General features: G+C 54.1%; 23 protein-coding genes and 1 pseudogene. 14 read left to right on the top strand and 10 right to left on the bottom strand.

Translation table 11 applies throughout. The annotated features are described in order from the left end of the window. Positions 1–615: 615 nt before the first annotated feature. The 5 genes from AC2FNE_RS22700 to AC2FNE_RS22720 form a co-directional block, all read right to left on the bottom strand. The gene (locus AC2FNE_RS22700) at positions 616–1,176 is read right to left on the bottom strand and encodes a F0F1 ATP synthase subunit B (protein ID WP_170608439.1); all 561 of its coding nucleotides are present in this window, start codon (positions 1,174–1,176) and stop codon (positions 616–618) included. Between the two features lie 5 nt (positions 1,177–1,181). After that, positions 1,182–1,733: a F0F1 ATP synthase subunit B' gene (locus AC2FNE_RS22705; protein WP_170476821.1), complete on the bottom strand. Its 552-nt coding sequence runs from the start codon at positions 1,731–1,733 to the stop codon at positions 1,182–1,184. Between the two features lie 86 nt (positions 1,734–1,819). Next, entirely contained in the window at positions 1,820–2,044 is a 225-nt protein-coding gene (locus AC2FNE_RS22710) for a F0F1 ATP synthase subunit C (protein WP_008755373.1), read from the bottom strand. A 48-nt stretch (positions 2,045–2,092) separates the two neighbouring features. After that, positions 2,093–2,851 (bottom strand): F0F1 ATP synthase subunit A, encoded by a 759-nt coding sequence (locus AC2FNE_RS22715; RefSeq protein WP_170476819.1) that lies wholly within the window; start codon positions 2,849–2,851, stop codon positions 2,093–2,095. Between the two features lie 2 nt (positions 2,852–2,853). After that, positions 2,854–3,186: an AtpZ/AtpI family protein gene (locus AC2FNE_RS22720; RefSeq protein ID WP_170608441.1), complete on the bottom strand. Its 333-nt coding sequence runs from the start codon at positions 3,184–3,186 to the stop codon at positions 2,854–2,856. Positions 3,187–3,580: 394 nt separating this feature from the next. Here AC2FNE_RS22720 and AC2FNE_RS22725 point away from each other — a divergent pair, with 394 nt between their 5' ends. Then, a complete protein-coding gene (locus AC2FNE_RS22725; protein WP_170476816.1) occupies positions 3,581–3,916 on the top strand; it encodes an ArsR/SmtB family transcription factor in 336 nt (111 codons plus the stop codon). 7 nt (positions 3,917–3,923) lie between these two features. Here the strand turns inward: AC2FNE_RS22725 and AC2FNE_RS22730 are convergent, their stop codons facing one another. The 4 genes from AC2FNE_RS22730 to AC2FNE_RS22745 form a co-directional block, all read right to left on the bottom strand. Further along, a complete protein-coding gene (locus AC2FNE_RS22730; protein WP_170476814.1) occupies positions 3,924–4,337 on the bottom strand; it encodes a universal stress protein in 414 nt (137 codons plus the stop codon). Positions 4,338–4,436: 99 nt separating this feature from the next. Beyond that, complete coding sequence (locus AC2FNE_RS22735; protein ID WP_170608443.1) at positions 4,437–4,715, bottom strand: hypothetical protein; 279 nt, start codon at positions 4,713–4,715, stop codon at positions 4,437–4,439. Between the two features lie 80 nt (positions 4,716–4,795). After that, positions 4,796–5,719, bottom strand: a complete 924-nt coding sequence (locus AC2FNE_RS22740; RefSeq protein ID WP_496806363.1) for a DMT family transporter — start codon at positions 5,717–5,719, stop codon at positions 4,796–4,798. Beyond that, on the bottom strand, positions 5,707–6,585 hold the full coding sequence (locus tag AC2FNE_RS22745) for a LysR family transcriptional regulator (RefSeq protein WP_170608444.1): 879 nt from the start codon (positions 6,583–6,585) through the stop codon (positions 5,707–5,709). The genes AC2FNE_RS22740 and AC2FNE_RS22745 overlap by 13 nt, the downstream gene beginning before the upstream one ends. Before the next feature lie 118 nt (positions 6,586–6,703). On the opposite strand from AC2FNE_RS22745, the gene AC2FNE_RS22750 reads away from it, so the two are divergent. Together AC2FNE_RS22750 and AC2FNE_RS22755 are read left to right on the top strand one after the other, a co-directional pair. Further along, positions 6,704–7,285: an FMN-dependent NADH-azoreductase gene (locus AC2FNE_RS22750; RefSeq protein WP_170476807.1), complete on the top strand. Its 582-nt coding sequence runs from the start codon at positions 6,704–6,706 to the stop codon at positions 7,283–7,285. Between the two features lie 73 nt (positions 7,286–7,358). After that, positions 7,359–8,099 carry an aspartate/glutamate racemase family protein gene (locus tag AC2FNE_RS22755; RefSeq protein WP_170608446.1) on the top strand — a complete coding sequence of 247 codons (741 nt, stop codon included), beginning with the start codon at positions 7,359–7,361 and terminating at the stop codon, positions 8,097–8,099. Here the strand turns inward: AC2FNE_RS22755 and AC2FNE_RS22760 are convergent, their stop codons facing one another. Next, positions 8,100–8,630 carry a prolyl-tRNA synthetase associated domain-containing protein gene (locus AC2FNE_RS22760; RefSeq protein ID WP_170608448.1) on the bottom strand — a complete coding sequence of 177 codons (531 nt, stop codon included), beginning with the start codon at positions 8,628–8,630 and terminating at the stop codon, positions 8,100–8,102. It abuts the gene before it with no gap. A gap of 90 nt (positions 8,631–8,720) precedes the next feature. Between AC2FNE_RS22760 and AC2FNE_RS22765 the strand changes: the two genes are divergently transcribed. The 11 genes and pseudogenes from AC2FNE_RS22765 to AC2FNE_RS22815 form a co-directional block, all read left to right on the top strand. Further along, positions 8,721–9,239 carry a hypothetical protein gene (locus AC2FNE_RS22765; RefSeq protein WP_496806364.1) on the top strand — a complete coding sequence of 173 codons (519 nt, stop codon included), beginning with the start codon at positions 8,721–8,723 and terminating at the stop codon, positions 9,237–9,239. Between the two features lie 160 nt (positions 9,240–9,399). Further along, positions 9,400–10,905, top strand: a complete 1,506-nt coding sequence (ffh, locus tag AC2FNE_RS22770; RefSeq protein ID WP_170608452.1) for a signal recognition particle protein — start codon at positions 9,400–9,402, stop codon at positions 10,903–10,905. Continuing rightward, positions 10,902–11,444 (top strand): GNAT family N-acetyltransferase, encoded by a 543-nt coding sequence (locus AC2FNE_RS22775; protein WP_170608454.1) that lies wholly within the window; start codon positions 10,902–10,904, stop codon positions 11,442–11,444. Before ffh ends, AC2FNE_RS22775 begins: the two co-directional genes overlap by 4 nt. Next, a complete protein-coding gene (locus tag AC2FNE_RS22780) occupies positions 11,441–11,989 on the top strand; it encodes a GNAT family N-acetyltransferase (protein WP_170476796.1) in 549 nt (182 codons plus the stop codon). Before AC2FNE_RS22775 ends, AC2FNE_RS22780 begins: the two co-directional genes overlap by 4 nt. After that, positions 11,986–12,537: a GNAT family N-acetyltransferase gene (locus AC2FNE_RS22785; RefSeq protein ID WP_170608456.1), complete on the top strand. Its 552-nt coding sequence runs from the start codon at positions 11,986–11,988 to the stop codon at positions 12,535–12,537. Before AC2FNE_RS22780 ends, AC2FNE_RS22785 begins: the two co-directional genes overlap by 4 nt. Next, positions 12,534–12,830 (top strand): chorismate mutase, encoded by a 297-nt coding sequence (locus AC2FNE_RS22790; RefSeq protein ID WP_170476793.1) that lies wholly within the window; start codon positions 12,534–12,536, stop codon positions 12,828–12,830. The genes AC2FNE_RS22785 and AC2FNE_RS22790 overlap by 4 nt, the downstream gene beginning before the upstream one ends. A 69-nt stretch (positions 12,831–12,899) precedes the next feature. Beyond that, entirely contained in the window at positions 12,900–13,295 is a 396-nt protein-coding gene (gene rpsP, locus AC2FNE_RS22795) for a 30S ribosomal protein S16 (RefSeq protein ID WP_170476791.1), read from the top strand. Positions 13,296–13,308: 13 nt separating this feature from the next. Next, positions 13,309–13,944: a 5,6-dimethylbenzimidazole synthase gene (gene bluB / locus AC2FNE_RS22800; RefSeq protein WP_496806365.1), complete on the top strand. Its 636-nt coding sequence runs from the start codon at positions 13,309–13,311 to the stop codon at positions 13,942–13,944. Positions 13,945–14,090: 146 nt separating this feature from the next. Continuing rightward, the gene (gene rimM / locus AC2FNE_RS22805; protein ID WP_170608460.1) at positions 14,091–14,594 is read left to right on the top strand and encodes a ribosome maturation factor RimM; all 504 of its coding nucleotides are present in this window, start codon (positions 14,091–14,093) and stop codon (positions 14,592–14,594) included. Then, positions 14,594–15,409 (top strand): hypothetical protein, encoded by an 816-nt coding sequence (locus tag AC2FNE_RS22810; RefSeq protein ID WP_496806366.1) that lies wholly within the window; start codon positions 14,594–14,596, stop codon positions 15,407–15,409. Before rimM ends, AC2FNE_RS22810 begins: the two co-directional genes overlap by 1 nt. Beyond that, positions 15,406–15,651 (top strand): annotated as a pseudogene (locus AC2FNE_RS22815) (tRNA (guanosine(37)-N1)-methyltransferase TrmD); the annotation flags it as partial. The gene AC2FNE_RS22810 and the pseudogene AC2FNE_RS22815, both read left to right, overlap by 4 nt.

The following is a 15,651-nucleotide window of genomic DNA, read 5'->3' on the forward strand; positions in this document are numbered from 1 at the left end:
TCATTCCGACGTATCGCAACCCGGTACGAGAAAACGTCACGCAACTTCATGGCCATGATCAAACTGGCCTCGATACGATTGTGGATCGAGTTTTATGAGTCGGCTGCCTAGATTTGCTCAGTTTCTACATGGTCGATAGCTGATCACACCACCATCGCGAACATCTCACCTATCGCTCGATAATATGAGCTAACTTGTCTTTATGGGTCTGCTTTTTCGATTGAACGCGCTGCGGCTTTGTCCGCACTTAGCTTTCCTTGGCGCCGATGGGTTTGTTCAATTGGTGCTCTACTAAATTGCAGAAAGAGTAGCATGGAGTGAACAATTTCCGATTTCAGCAAGCGTCTGGAGACGGTGCGAACGAAGCATTCCAACTGGATTCTGTCTTTTCTGAATCTCTGCACCTTTCAAGTAGAGATTGCGGTAACCCTCCTCGCGCCAATTGTCTGGTGACAAAGCCGCCCCATGAATGGTCTTCTAGACTTCACTTATCAACAGCAGGTTTAGCGGGCGACTACCTGCCCATTGCCGACGGAGTCAGAACGTCAAATTATTCACACCAAAAAACCCGGCTCTTTGGCCGGGTTTTTTTCGAGTTGGGATAGATTTGGAAAGTCAGTGTAACTTATCGCCTACATCAGCAATTGCTGCGTCTATCAACTTGTTGGCTTGCGCCGCTGTCATCTGTTTGGCTAGAACCTCGTTCGCTGCCGACACGGCAACGGTAACTGCTTGGTCTCGCACTTCTTTGACTGCCGTCGCCTCGGCCGAAGCAATCTGATCCTGAGCTGCCGCCAGACGGCGCGCGATAGACTTCTCCAGCTCAGCCTTGGCCTGTTCAGCGGCCAGAGACGCATCCTCTTTTGCCGCTGCAACGATGGCGTCAGCCTGACCCTGCACTTCGCGCTGCTTACGTTCATACGAGGCCAAAAGACTGCGGGCTTCCTCGTGCAAGGCGCGAGCTTCGTCCAGATCGGACTTAATCGCTTCAGCTCGGTTGTCCAACGCACCGCCAATCATTGAAGGAACTTTGAAATAGAAAAGGACCGCAATGAAAACTATGAAGCCAAGGGTGACGACAAAGTCAGTATTGCCGAGCGAGAAAAATGGGCCGCTTGCAGCGAATGCTGGGCTGGCGGCTCCTGCGGTCAGGATAAAGGCAAGGGTTTTCCGCATGTCACTTATCCTTTTGTTTGCGCGTCAACGGCTTTGGAAATGGCATCGGCGTCTGCCTTGCCCCCAAGCGTGGTTACCAATTCGGCCGCCGTGTCTTTGGCAACAATTTGAATGCTTTCCAACGCGCCAGCTCGGATTTCAGCAATTGCCTTTTCCGATTCAGCCGCTTTTGCAGCGATTTCAGCATCCGCCTTAACTATCGCTTCATCCAGGTCGGCCTGGATTTCAGCACGCGCTTCGGCGGCGATACGCTGCGCTTCAGCACGGGCATCGGCCAGCGCCTTGTTATAGGCTTCTTCAGCCTCGACCGCTTTGGCCTTTAGATCTTCGGCCGCAGCCAGGTCATTTGTAATGGTCCCCTGCCGCTCTGCCAGGATTGCCGCGATACGGGGCAAAGCTACGCGAGACAGGACCAGAAAGATGACGACCAGCGTAATGACCAGCCAGAAAATCTGGTTGGGGAACCAATCAAAGCAGAGCTGCGGCATCCCGATGGCAGAGCCATAGGAGTCAACGCAAGAGCCAACTACTTCTTCGCTAATGGGTTCAGTCGCCATGATGTCCTCCGTCGGAACGTTGTCTTTACAACAGGTGGGCCGCTATGGCTTGAGCCCACCTGCGCGTAAGGATCAGTTTCCGCAGATTAGACGGCGAACATCAGCAGCAGCGAGACAAGGAATGCGAAGATTCCCAACGCTTCTGCGAACGCGATACCGATAAAGAGGGTTGCGGTCTGCGATGCAGCCGCCGAAGGGTTGCGCAGGGCGCCAGACAGGAAGTTTCCTGCAACGTTGCCCACCCCGATTGCGGCTGCGCCGGAACCGATTGCTGCCAGGCCTGCGCCGATGTGTGCGAGATCGCCTTCCATGATGTTTCTCCTTACGAATTGGAAGTTTCGATGTTAGGTTATCAGACCTTAGTGAGAAGGATGCAGTGCATCTTTTAGATAAACACAGGTCAGAATGGTGAAAACGTAGGCCTGGATAAAGGACACAAGAACCTCAAGACCATACATTGCGGTAATCGCCAGAACGGATACGGGCGAGATCGCGGCGATCGCAGCAAAACCTGCGAAAACCTTGATGACGGCGTGGCCTGCCATGACGTTACCAGCAAGACGAATGGAGTGGCTGACGGGGCGCACAAAGTACGATATCAGCTCGATGATCGCAAGAACCGGGCGCAGCGCCATGGGTGCGCTGGATACCCAGAACAACCCCAGAAACGCGGCACCGTTCTTGACGAAACCTAGAACGGTCACAGTCAGGAACACGGCCAGTGCGAGTGGGATTGTTACGGCGAAATGTGATGTGGTGGTAAAGGACATGGGTAACATGCCCAAGAAGTTCGCGCAGACGATGAACATGAACAGAGTCATCACATAGGGGAAGTACTTGACGCCCTCCTTGCCGCAAATGTCTTCCAGCATCTTGTAGATAAAGCCATAGGCGAGTTCGGCCACTGACTGCATCCGCGTTGGAACGATGGCTCGCTTCGAGGTACTCAAAACCAATAAGCCAAATACAGCAGCAATGGCCAGGAACAACCAAAGTGTCACGTTGGTGGGCGTGTACCACGCAATTCCGCCATCGCCGAAAAGCGGCTTGACGATGAACTGATCCATCGGATGGAAAACCAGGCTGCTGCCTTCTGCTTCGGTGGTCTCGGTCGCCACGTTCAGTCCCTCTCGTCCTTTACGGCTGCCTCGGCCGCCGCTTGTTTATCTTGAACCTCTTTGGCGCTGCGGAGCATAACCTTTACCCCGGCGACAAGGCCCAGCAATGTGAACAGCACCAGAAATATCGGGATCGTCCCGAACAGGCTATCCAGCCCATATCCGATGCCGAATCCGATCCCTAGACCGGATACCATTTCAATGACCATCCTCCAGGCAAGCTCGCCTCCGGACACGTCCGCGTCTGCGCGTGGGGCCGGTTCCCTGGCCTTTTTGGCCGCCTCGATCTTGGCCTCAAGCCGCGCCATACGCTGCTTTTGGTCATCGTCGGTCACGGGCGTTTCCCTCGCACAGTCTTGCGCATTGTGCTAAGGGGCTTAGGGCGCAGAGTCAACGGCCTAGATGTCGCTAAAAAATTCAAGTTAACTAATTGATATTAATAAATTAATCGCCCAGCGATCTTCAGCCCAGATTTGAAAGGAATGCTTTGATTGTAACCAAATAAGGAAATGCGCATATTCAACCTTTTGGTTGATTGTTCAACTAAATGCGCATGCACGCAAGGAAACGGTTTAGTCAAACAGCCCAATGCGGAACTCAGGGCGCGTGACGTGGGATTGCCCCAATACTTTCAGCGAAGTCAGAACCCTGCGCTTTCTGCACGTACTGACAAACTTCCAATGCTACGAGGCCCTTTTCGCTTTGAACGTAAGCGACTAAAACTGGCGTATGAATGAACCTTTGGACATCGTTTTTTCGGCCCTTGCCGACCCCACCCGCCGTACTATTCTGGCGATGCTGCTGGAGGATGACATGGCCGTTACGGACGTCGCCGAGCCATTTGAGATGTCGCTGGCAGCCATCTCAAAACATTTGGTGATTTTGACCAAAGCCGGCCTGATTTCACAAGAAAAGCGTGGCCGCGTGAAATGGTGCAAGCTGGAACCCGACGCCCTGAGGTCTGCGTCAGTTTGGATGCAGGGTTTCGGTCAATTCGAACCTGTCAACCTGGATGCATTTGAGCGGTTTTTGGAAATCGAGATTCCCAACGCAGAAGAAACCTGAACAGGCTTTACCTCACGACAAACACCGACATTTTAGCGTGCTTTGCCAAGTATCCAGCGTGGCTCGAGAAAATATGATCCGTGATACGCGGCGCGTGCGTACCGACAACGATCAAATCCGCGCCCATATCTTCTGCTGCGCGTCTTAGATCACCGTCAACTTCAATTGCCACATCAACCGAGTGAATATTGAGTGTGTCCACTTCTGAACCACTTTGCTCAGATAATTTCTCGGCCAGAGCAGCAAGATCCGCGGTGATCGACGACTCCGATTGTGTTACATCACCGGGTTGCGTACCGGTAACGCTGACCAACGTTATCTTAGCGTTTTGCCATTTAGCCACTTCGGTCGCGACTTTGGCGGCCTTGTAGACTTCTGGCGGCATATGCAGATCAACGGGGAACATTATGTGTTCGAACATTGATTACTCCTCCTACTCATCGCAATGATAGGCGGGAGGCTTGGGGAAAGCTTTGATCTGCCTCAAAGGTATTCAGCGCATTGACGCCGCGAGGGAGTTTCAACCTTCCTCGCTGTATTCAACACCGAATACAACGCCTGTTGGTCCGGCCTCACACAGCCAAGGTGCAGCGGCTCCGGCAACTGAAACGGTGGTCACGGACCCAGTCGGCAGGGATTTTGTCGAAATGGCCGCGACGTCACGAGCGTTCACCCCAGTTTGCGCAGAAACCAGAGCCTCGCAGCTTGCTTGTAGATCGGTAATGTCCACACTGCTTTGGCTATCCGGAGCGCAAGCGCCCAAAACACACAAAATGCTGATAGAGAAAAATCGGTTCATGTTCGCGCTTTCCAAATTGGATACCGGCCTTGCTATTACCGTTGGACAGGATGCGTCGGAACCTTAAGAGAAAGCAATGATCAATCTAAGACGCTTTGTTTTGATGTAGGGCTGGGCGCCTCGTCTTTAAGCAGCAGTAGCAACGCCACGACCGTCAATAGAACGCCCACAATGATCAACCCGGGTGGCGTGCCATTGCCCAGGGCGACCTCCCACAGAATTACCCAGCTCGGCACCAAATAGGTGTAGGCCATCACCTTTGCGGACGGTAAGCGCATGGCGGCAAACTGCACCAAAACAAAGCTGGCGGCTGTGGCAAAGACTGAAAGGTACAAAAGGCCGCACCATACCATAACCGGTAAGGTCAACCAATTGGTGGAGACAATATCCCGCCAGCCATAAATCACAAGCAGCAGACATCCGGCCATCAATGTTCCAAAAGTAAAAACAACGGCAGGCTCACCCCGGTTCAACTTTCGAACCATGGGGGTGTAAACCGCATGCGCCGCACAGCCGCAAAAATAGATGAGTTCCCCAATACCTATTTCAAAGGCTTGAAACGATTTCCAGTCGGCCCTGAATATCACCCATAGCGCGCCAAAAGCCCCGACGGTTAACGCGAACGCCATGCGTGGTGTCGTTATTTGTCGCAGCAAAAACCATCCCGCAAAGGCCGACATTATCGGAGTTAACGTGAATACCGCGGCCGCGCTTACCGAAGGCGCCGTCTTGAGGCCGTAAAACATCAGAACGAAATAGGTAGCGAATAAGCCGCCTAGCACGAAATACCGCCAAGGCGCCTGTGCCGAACCGGAAGACAAACCAGTTGTCAGCAGTGCAGCAACCCCGATGATACCTGCGGCAATCGCAAAACGCATCGCAGTCAATGCCGCAGGCGCGATTTCATTTGCAATCATGGATCCCAGCGAAAAGCTTCCCGCAACAAGTGCAGAAAATGCCAACATCGCAACGTGCCCGCGCCCCTGAGGGGTTAGGGCCTCCATTTTTTGGCTGCCTCCTTCAGGAATGTCAGAAAGGTCTGCACTTTGTTCGTGCGGTGCAGGTCAACATGCGTCACCAGCCACAAACTTCCCGACCACTCTGGCAACGGTTCCATCACCTCGACAAGATCCGGCAGGCGCGCCGCCTCCCAGCGCGCCATGAAGCCGATCCCCGCGCCAGCCTTCACAGCCTCGCGAATGGCAAGATTATTGGTGCATCGGAAGATGATGGCTTCAGTCGGGGCGTTTTCACGCAACCATTTGGAAAAAGGTGCTCGGCTTTCTTCGTCATCGCTGCCAACGAACAGGTGGTTGGCAAAATCCTCGACGCTCGCCGGTTTGCCGCGACTGGAGATATAAGACTTGCTGGCATACAAACCGATTTCCAAAGCACCAAAGGGCTGCACCACATTATCCGGCTGATCCGGGACTGCGCCTGCACGTATGGCTACGTGTGCTTCACCATATTCCAGCCGAAACAGCCGATCCCCAGTCAGGTAACGCACGATCAGATCAGGATGCATCTGCTGAAACTCAGTCAGCGTCGGGACGATAAGTGGAGCAAGCGAGGCCAGCGAGGTCACCACAAGTTCCCCTGACACATCGTCACCACGCCCTTTCATTCGCCCGACAAGTTGGTTGAACTGATCTTCAGTTGCTTGAGCTACCCGCAAAAGGTCCTCTCCCGCATCGGTCGGAGTGTAGCCGCGTGCGTGGCGTTGAAACAGTTTTACACCAAGACGGGACTCGATGGCATCGATGTGACGGATGACGGTCGCATGGTGTACGCCCAGGACTTCGGCCGCGCCGCTGACAGTACCCATCCGAGCCACCTGATAGGCAGTTCTCACTTCATCCCAATTGTCCATTGCAAATATTCCTATGTGCAAATACCAACAATACCTGTTGGTATATCCGTGTTTTGTTCGAAAACGCAACAATCATATTGGGAACGGAATTTACATCACCCTGCAAGGAGCAGCCGATATGACCAAGACCGTCCTTCACATTGATGCATCGCCACGACGCAAAGACTCGACCTCTCGTGACCTGTCCGGTCGCGTGGTGAAACACCTTGATCCCGCTCGCATTATCCGTCGCGATCTGGCTACGCCTTTACCCCTTTTGACCGAGGAATGGATAACCGCCAACTTCACGCCAGCAGATCAGCGAGACGCTGTACAACGAGATCTGTTGTCAATATCGGACGAGTTGGTACGTGAATTGCAGCAGGCGGACGCGATTGTAATCGGCTTACCCATTTATAACTTTTCGATCCCGGCCGCTCTTAAGGCGTGGATTGATCTTGTCGCCCGTGTTGGCCTGACTTTCAAATACACCGAAAACGGCCCTGTCGGTTTATTGCAGGGAAAGCGGGTTGTTCTTGCGATCGCATCCGGTGGAACTGCGGTCGGATCGGAAATTGATTTTGCCACCGACTATGCGCGCCATGTGCTTGGCTTCATGGGCATCAGCAATGTCGACGTCGTAGCTGCGGATCAGATGGCATTGGATGCGCAATCGGCTCTTAAGAATGCTCATCAAGCTGTGTCGTCGCTGGCTGCATAATCTCAGTCTGGTTTTTGCCGTATGAAACGTCCAATCTGCAGCCATCAAGGTGATTGCTGATAGGACTTTTAGCATGAAAAAGATTGGAATACTGGGCGGTGTGGGCTGGGCGTCAACCGTGGACTATTATCGGGGCATCGCTGAGGGTGCAGGACGTTACTACACTGAACGTGGGTACTCCTCTCCCCTGCCCGTACCCCCGATGACAATCGAGTCGGTAACTCAGTCCGAAACTCGTGCTTTACGAGGCGAACCTGGCGATGAAGATAGCTGGGCCGCGTTCGATGCCGTTTTTCGCAATGCCATGTTTTCGCTGGAGCGTTCTGGGTGCGACTTTGCTATTATCGCGTCAAACACTCCGCACGCCAGATTGCACGCAATCCGCGAAGGTGTCTCGATTGATATCCTCAGTATATTCGATGCGACTGCAGAGACGACGGCTAAGACAGGGGCTGCGAACGCTTTGGTGCTTGGAACAACGGTGACCATGCAAGCCGACAACTATGCACAGCACCTTTCGGCAAAAGGCATCAAAGCAAATGAACGGTTACACGAGGCCGAGATTTCTGAGATGCAAGAGATGATCGACGAAGACTTTTATGGCGGTGCCTCAAAAAAAGCCCGAACACGTCTGCTACAATTCTGCAACCGCCACGCCAAACCCGGCACAGCTATTCTATTAGCCTGTACGGAATTGCCACTCGCGTTCCCTGACCATTTGGATGATCCCGTCTTCAAATCAAACGGTCATTTGTTCGTCAATCCATCTGCTGCTCATGTCTCGGCGGCGCTGAAACGGGCACTGGAGGATTGATCAGGGCAACCATGTGACCTCGCAGCCGACTCGGTCAAAAAAAGCCATCAAATCCGGACGAGGCATTGCAACGGTTCGATCATTTACAAGCGGATGCATGTTGATGACGTCCGCTCGTTGGGCCGTCGCATCCATCAGAAAGAACACGTTGCTTTTTACCCCGTTAATCATTGCCAGCGGGCTGACTGCACCGGGGCGGATGCCAAGGTGTTGCAAAAGTCGCTCTGGCGACCCAAACGACAGACCGCCAACCCCAAGCTGATTTCCCAACTGCTTAAGGTCGATCTGTCGGCTCTGCTCCAGTGAGACCAGATAGTTTCGCTTTTTTCTGTCACGCAGATAAAGGTTCTTAAGACACAGAGTATTTTCGCCAGATACCACAAACTGGTCTTCAACAGACTTGGCGTCCTCGACCGTGCGCAGTGGCATGTGTGTATGCAGACGATAAGTCAGACCCCAGTCGTCCATCTGCGCCAACAAGGAGTCAGAACTAAGCGGCAATGTATCCTGAAAGTCAGACGATGCATCCATGAGAACCTCCTGATATCAGGTGCTCATGGCTTATATCCTGGGGAATTTCAACTGTGGGACAACTGTTGGGTTCAGTGCTAGCATGCAACTATGAAAATCAGGCGAAACACACCGGATCAACTAATTCTTGCTGACACACCATGGTTCATCGGGATCATGTTGATCATTTTCATTATGGCATTTGTCGGTCCCGGCATTTTACTAATGAGTACCGGTGGCGAGAATATCTGGTTCGGCTTGATTTTCGCCCTTGGCGGCGGCGGACTAGGTTTTGGTGCCTTTTGCGTATTTGTCCGACGCGTGCAGGTAATACTGGACCGCAACAAGGACAGTGTCTTAATTCGCCGTCAGTCTGTTTTTGGCTATCAGGCTGTCGAGCACAAGCTGTCCAACCTATCCCATGCTGAACTGGAAAGCACCACGTCCACACGTGAGGGTCGAACCTCGACGCTTTATCGTCCTGTTTTAGTTCTCGACAACGGTATGAGCGCAGGCCGCCACCCTATTGTCGAGGTATTTACCAACGGGTCCGGCTCTCACAGGATGGTAAGCGCAGTCAATGACTGGCTGCCTGCGCGCGTGGTTGACTCTGACACTCAATCCGCCTAAATCCGCCGAAACATCCGGAAGAGAATAACCTTCCGGTCCCTTGAGCCGTTCAGGGATCGCCCCCCACCAGCGAGTTTCGCCCGTGGGGGCGTTTGTGCATTTAACCGGCGCATCCTATGTAGGGCACGCCATCAGATAACCGGCATAGGAGGCCGAAGGCATGTTTGAAAATCTATCCGAACGCCTTTCTGGCGTCTTTGACCGGCTGACCAAACAGGGCGCTCTGTCCGAAGAAGACGTCAAAGCGGCCCTTCGCGAAGTGCGTGTGGCACTGCTTGAGGCTGACGTTTCACTTCCGGTTGCCCGTGAATTCGTCAAGAAGGTGCAGGACAAAGCGACTGGACAGGCCGTGACCAAGTCGGTCACCCCCGGCCAGCAGGTTGTCAAAATCGTGCACGACGCATTGGTTGACGTGCTGCGCGGTGACGAAGACCCCGGCAAGCTCAAGATCGACAACCCACCTGCTCCGATCCTGATGGTCGGTCTCCAGGGCTCTGGTAAAACAACGACCACAGGCAAGCTGGCCAAGCGCCTGAAGGAAAAAGAAGGCAAAAAGGTTCTGATGGCATCGTTGGACGTCTATCGCCCGGCAGCTATGGATCAGCTGGCAGTGCTTGGCACGCAAGTTGGCGTGGATACTCTGCCGATAGTTCCCGGCCAGAAACCCGTCGATATCGCCAAACGTGCAAAGCAGCAGGCGACATTGGGCGGCTACGACGTCTACATGCTCGACACTGCGGGGCGCCTCCATATCGACGAAGTTCTGATGGATGAGGTCGAACAGGTCCGCAACGCAGTTGACCCTCGCGAAACTCTGCTGGTGGTCGACGGCCTGACAGGTCAGGTCGCTGTTGAGGTCGCCGAGGAGTTCGACGCAAAGGTCGGCATCTCAGGCGTGGTCCTTACGCGAATGGACGGTGACGGGCGCGGCGGCGCGGCGTTGTCTATGCGCGCGGTCACCGGCAAGCCTATTCGCTTTGTTGGTTTGGGCGAGAAAATGGACGCGCTCGAAACTTTCGAGCCGGACCGGATCGCCGGTCGTATTCTGGGCATGGGCGACATCGTTGCCTTGGTCGAAAAGGCCCAGGAAACGATGGAGATGGAACAGACCGAGCGCATGATGAAGCGCATGGTCAAGGGTCAGTTCAACATGAATGACCTTAAACTGCAGCTAGAGCAGATGATCCAGATGGGCGGCATGCAGGGCATGATGGGCATGATGCCCGGCATGGGAAAGATGGCCAAGCAGATGGATCAAGCTGGTCTGGACGACAAGATCCTGCGCCAGCAGATCGCCCTGATCCAATCGATGACCAAACGCGAACGCGCTAACCCCCAATTACTTCAGGCTAGCCGGAAGAAGCGCATCGCCGCCGGTTCGGGCATGGAGGTCAGCGACCTTAACAAGCTGCTCAAAATGCATCGTCAGATGTCGGATATGATGAAGAAGATGGGCAAGATGGGCAAAGGCAAGATGCTGAAACAGGCCATGAAAGGCATGTTCGGCAAAGGCGGTCCCTCGCCGGAAGAAATGGCCGCAGGTATGGACCCAAAAGCGCTGGAACAGGCTGCCAAAGCAATGGGTGGCAAGATGCCCGGCATGCCCGGTATGGGCGGCGGCATGGCTCTGCCGCCGGGTCTGAGCGGATTTGGAAAGAAAAAGTGAACCTAGCCCCCACCATAACGACAGCGCGCTTAAAGCTGCGCCATCACGTGATGCAGGATTTTGCTTTGCTTCACAATGTGATGGGTAGTGAGCGTTCGCGATTTATGGGTGGCCCTTTCTCATTGAAAGACAGCTGGCAGACTATCGCCTCAGAAGTTGGAAGTTGGTCTCTTCTTGGTTTTGGTAGTTGGGCCATCGAACGTTCCGAAGATTGCACGCTGGTGGGCCAAGTAGGAATCAACCGACCCGCCCATTACCCCGAAGCCGAAATCGGCTGGATGCTGTTGGATCAATTCGAAGGGCACGGGTACGTAACCGAGGCAGCCTATGCAGCACTGAACTGGGCTTGGAAGCAGGGTTTCGAAACGCTCGTTAGTTATATTACACCAGGGAACGATGGATCCGTCGCTGTGGCGCGGCGTCTAGGTGCGAAGCGCGATGCCTACGCACCTTTGCCTCAGGGAGAAACGCCCAGCGAAACAATCGTTTATCGGCACCTTGCCACAAACGCCGATGGCGGGATGGAAACCTATCGATGATCGCTGAGTCCATACCCACTGTTGAAACTGAACGCTTGATAATGAGAGCACCCTGCGAGGCCGATTTTGAAGCCGAGGCAGAGTTCTTTAATAGCGAACAATCGAAGTTTGTTGGCGGGCCAAAACGTCCTGACGAAACGTGGCGTTCCATTGCCATGCTTTTGGGGCACTGGGCCATGCGCGGTTACGGGTTTTGGGGCGTCGAGGAAAAAAACTCGGGCGCTTATGTTGGTCGCGTTGGATTGTGGTACCCGCACAGCTGGCCCGAGCCCGAAATTGGTTGGACCCTGATGAATCATGCAACCGGCAAGGGTTATGCCACTGAAGCGGCCATTGCCGCTCGCGCCCATGCCTATGATGTGTTGGGCTGGGCAACTGCGATTTCGCTGATTGATCCAGATAATATGGCCAGCAAGGCGGTAGCCGAAAGGTTGGGCGCTCAGTTTGAATACACCTATGAGCACCCGGCGTTTGGAACCATGCACGTATGGCGACATCCTGCACCAGCAGATTTGGTGAATGGCGGAATGGGGGCTTATGCATGACCTCGTTCGCTATTCCAAGTGTCGAAACAGAGCGCCTGATCCTTCGTGCACCCTCGATGGATGATCTACCCGCAATGACTGCATTCTTTTCGACGAAACGTAGCCACATGGTTGGCGGTCCAAAGGATGAACTGGGTTGTTGGAGCTCGTTAGCGGGCCGACTGGGTCACTGGGCGCTTAGGGGCTATGGAATCTGGCATTTGACTGAAAAGGCCTCCAACGAATTCGTTGGGTGGGTGGGAATTATCGACATACCCGGATGGGACGAACCAGAGCTGGGATGGGTTTTGATGGAAGAAGCCGAGGGCAAAGGCTTGGCGTTCGAAGCTGCACAATCGGGACGCGACTATGCGGCACGCCACCAGGGCCTAAACGGGGTCATAAGTTACATCGCCCATGCAAACGATAGATCTCTCGTGTTGGCTGAAAGGCTTGGCGCCACGTATGAGCGTGAAGGCGGGCTGCTTGGCAAACGCGCTCAGGTTTGGCGACATCCGGACATCGATACTACGACCACCGGATTGACTACCGAAAGGAATGGCCAATGACCGACGCTGTAACACAGGCCGCCACAATCTTGAAAGAGCACCGCAAAAGCATCGATAGGCTAGATGCGATCCTTGTCTACACGCTGGGTGAGCGGTTCAAACACACACAAGCCGTCGGCAAGTTAAAGGCACTTCACAACCTTCCCCCGTCCGATCCAACGCGCGAGGCAACTCAGATCGCACGTTTAGAAGAAATGGCGAAAGAGGCCGAATTGGATCCCGATTTCGCCAAGGCTTTCCTGAACTTCGTTATTCAGGAAGTCATCCGTCACCACAGGAAACAACAGGAATGAACCTTTGGTTCAGCAAACAACAGAACTAACCGGCCTTTGCCGGACACGCCATTCAAAGGAGATACCACCATGGCAATGAAAATTCGTCTCGCCCGCGGCGGCTCGAAAAAACGTCCTTTCTACCGCATCGTAGCGGCCGACAGCCGTATGCCGCGCGACGGTCGTTTTATCGAGAAACTGGGCACCTACAACCCGCTGCTGCCGAAAGACAGCGAAGAGCGCGTGAAAATGAACATGGAGCGCATCCAATACTGGCTGGATCAGGGTGCGCAACCAACCGACCGGATCGCACGTATGCTCGAAGCAGCCGGGACGCGTGAGAAAGCGGAGCGTAACAACCCGCAAAAAGGCACCCCTGGCAAGAAAGCTCAGGAACGTGCAGAAGAGAAAGCTTCGAAAGCTGCTGAAGCCACTGAAGCTGCGGAAGCGCCCGCTGAAGAAGAAGTGGCCGCAGCAGAAGAATAATCGGAACGATAGCGTGCAGGATCACGCATTCACCGATGAGTTCCGCATGCAGTTTGATCTGTTGATGCGGCTTCGTCGTGACGTGCGCCGATTTCGCACCGATCCAATTGACGAGGCAGTGCTCACGCGCTGCCTCGACGCATTTCTAAGGGCGCCTTCCGTGGGATTGAGCGAACCCTGGCGCTTGATCCGTGTCGATAGTGAAGACGCCCGCTCTGCCGCACTTAAGAATTTTCAGGCGGCGAACGAGCAGGCACTTGCGGGCTACTCCGGTGAAAAAGCCTTGAGCTATAGCCGCCTCAAATTGTCCGGCATGCAGGAAGCCCCTGTGCAATTGGCAGTCTTTTGCGACGACTCTACCACAAAAGGAATGGGTTTGGGTGCCGCTACAATGCCTGAGACACGGCGGTATTCCGTAGTGTCTGCAATGACACTTTTCTGGCTTGCCCTGCGCGCCGAGGGGTTAGGGATGGGTTGGGTGTCCATCCTGGATCCCGAACAGTTGAAACAGGACCTTGACGTCCCCGACATTTGGTCTTTGGTGGGATATTACTGCATTGGCCGGCCGCAAATGGTCTCAGACCAACCTGAACTGGAACGCTCAGGCTGGGAGCGGCGGCGCGATGCGATGCTGATCGAAATACGCTGAGGACATATGTTCGGACTTATAAGATTGCCTTTATTACTTTGCATTGCTTTCGTTGCCGGAGTTTTGTTTGAGCGTAACGCACACACAGACAGATGTCTTGACGCCGGCGGTCGCGTTGTGGCGAATTTATGCGAAGGAGGACGCAGATGAGTGATCTGGTCTGCGTAGGCAGCATCACAGGCTCTTACGGCGTGCGGGGTGAGGTTAGGCTAAAAAGCTTTTGCGCGGTTCCCGAGGATATCGAGGTTTATTCACCTCTGACCAATGACACTGGCAACGAACGCTACCCGCTTGTGCTGACACGGCAGATCAAGAACGGCTTTGCTGCTCGATTGGGCGGAATCGAAACAAAAGAGCAGGCGGACGAGCTGAAGGGCCTGCGATTGTATGCGCGTCGTGATCAGTTGCCGTCGTTGCCAGATGACGAATTTTATCACACTGACCTGATCGGTCTTGACGTCTATGACACTGGCGGGACATTGCTGGGCAGCGTGAAATCCGTTCAGAACCACGGCGCGGCTGACCTTTTGGAACTTCATGGGCCAGGCCTGAACTCAACCGTCTTGCTGCCATTCACCCGCGAAGCGGTTCCAACCGTCGATCTTGAAAAAGGCCGAATTGTTGCCGATCCACCCGAAGGATTGCTTTGATGCGCCGGGTTATGCTGCACCTGGGTTTTCACAAAACCGGAACGACAGCAGCCCAATCCTTTTTGTTTGAAAACCGGGAACTTATCTGGCCGCAGTACGCGCTGGTTCTGCCTTTTCGCACACGCAAGACAGGGCTGGCGGACGCCGCAACGCATTTTTCAATCTATGGAACCCATGACGCTCTAACTGCTTTCGGCAATCAAATGCGCAAGCTGTTGTGCACATTGGACCTTGGCGCAAGACGCGGGCTGATACTGAGTGAAGAGAATTTCTCGGGTTTGCGACCCAGCCGTAATCCTGCGGTGGGTTATGAGGCTGCTCCAGACCTGGCGGCATGTCTGGTCGGATTGATCCGCAATCGATTTGCAAACGAGCGCATGGAAATTACCCTCTATCTGTCGCTAAGACGGCGCTCGGACTGGCTTCGTAGCCTGTGGGCCCATGATTTGCGACGCACAAGGCTGCTTCTGGACTTTTCGACCTATCAGGAACGATTGACAACGATTCAATCACCCGAGGACGCGGCCAACGCTATTCGGGACCACCTGCCGAACGTAGATGTACGCACTCGATGGCTGGAAGATTTGCGAGAGCAACCACTTGGCCCTGGCGCACCCTTCGCAGAATTTCTTGGTATGTCAAAAGATCAGGTCGGCAAACTTGTGACACCTTCAAACACCAACCCCGCGCTGCCCGATACCGTGCTTTCGGAAATGTTAGCATTGAATCGGTCCACTCTGGACGAAGGCGAACTGTTTCGGCAAAAGAAGGCTCTTGCTCGACACGCCCAAAACGACCTGATCGGTACAGAATGACAGACCAAACCGGCAAATCCCACGGCCGCAAGGCGATCCGCCCTACCTTGACACCGCGCGAGTTGATGACGGCAACGCCGGACCTGCACGGAGTTTGGAAGGCCAAAATAATCACTCTGTTTCCTGGCGCCTTTCCCGGCGTTTTGGGTGAAAGCTTAACCGGTAAAGCTTTGCAAGACGGCTTGTGGCAGCTTGATACGGTCGATCTACGGCAGTTTGGTGTCGGCAAGCATCGAAATGTC

It is taken from the genome of Ruegeria sp. YKSD179, from assembly GCF_059612885.1.

Coding starts and splice junctions, on each gene's coding strand:
- AC2FNE_RS22700 (WP_170608439.1), bottom strand. CDS start 1,176: ATGCGGAAAACCCTTGCCTTTATCCTGACCGCAGGAGCCGCCAGCCCA.
- AC2FNE_RS22705 (WP_170476821.1), bottom strand. CDS start 1,733: ATGGCGACTGAACCCATTAGCGAAGAAGTAGTTGGCTCTTGCGTTGAC.
- AC2FNE_RS22710 (WP_008755373.1), bottom strand. CDS start 2,044: ATGGAAGGCGATCTCGCACACATCGGCGCAGGCCTGGCAGCAATCGGT.
- AC2FNE_RS22725 (WP_170476816.1), top strand. CDS start 3,581: ATGAATGAACCTTTGGACATCGTTTTTTCGGCCCTTGCCGACCCCACC.
- AC2FNE_RS22730 (WP_170476814.1), bottom strand. CDS start 4,337: ATGTTCGAACACATAATGTTCCCCGTTGATCTGCATATGCCGCCAGAA.
- AC2FNE_RS22735 (WP_170608443.1), bottom strand. CDS start 4,715: ATGAACCGATTTTTCTCTATCAGCATTTTGTGTGTTTTGGGCGCTTGC.
- AC2FNE_RS22740 (WP_496806363.1), bottom strand. CDS start 5,719: ATGGAGGCCCTAACCCCTCAGGGGCGCGGGCACGTTGCGATGTTGGCA.
- AC2FNE_RS22745 (WP_170608444.1), bottom strand. CDS start 6,585: ATGGACAATTGGGATGAAGTGAGAACTGCCTATCAGGTGGCTCGGATG.
- AC2FNE_RS22750 (WP_170476807.1), top strand. CDS start 6,704: ATGACCAAGACCGTCCTTCACATTGATGCATCGCCACGACGCAAAGAC.
- AC2FNE_RS22755 (WP_170608446.1), top strand. CDS start 7,359: ATGAAAAAGATTGGAATACTGGGCGGTGTGGGCTGGGCGTCAACCGTG.
- AC2FNE_RS22760 (WP_170608448.1), bottom strand. CDS start 8,630: ATGGATGCATCGTCTGACTTTCAGGATACATTGCCGCTTAGTTCTGAC.
- AC2FNE_RS22765 (WP_496806364.1), top strand. CDS start 8,721: ATGAAAATCAGGCGAAACACACCGGATCAACTAATTCTTGCTGACACA.
- ffh (WP_170608452.1), top strand. CDS start 9,400: ATGTTTGAAAATCTATCCGAACGCCTTTCTGGCGTCTTTGACCGGCTG.
- AC2FNE_RS22780 (WP_170476796.1), top strand. CDS start 11,441: ATGATCGCTGAGTCCATACCCACTGTTGAAACTGAACGCTTGATAATG.
- AC2FNE_RS22785 (WP_170608456.1), top strand. CDS start 11,986: ATGACCTCGTTCGCTATTCCAAGTGTCGAAACAGAGCGCCTGATCCTT.
- AC2FNE_RS22790 (WP_170476793.1), top strand. CDS start 12,534: ATGACCGACGCTGTAACACAGGCCGCCACAATCTTGAAAGAGCACCGC.
- rpsP (WP_170476791.1), top strand. CDS start 12,900: ATGGCAATGAAAATTCGTCTCGCCCGCGGCGGCTCGAAAAAACGTCCT.
- rimM (WP_170608460.1), top strand. CDS start 14,091: ATGAGTGATCTGGTCTGCGTAGGCAGCATCACAGGCTCTTACGGCGTG.
- AC2FNE_RS22810 (WP_496806366.1), top strand. CDS start 14,594: ATGCGCCGGGTTATGCTGCACCTGGGTTTTCACAAAACCGGAACGACA.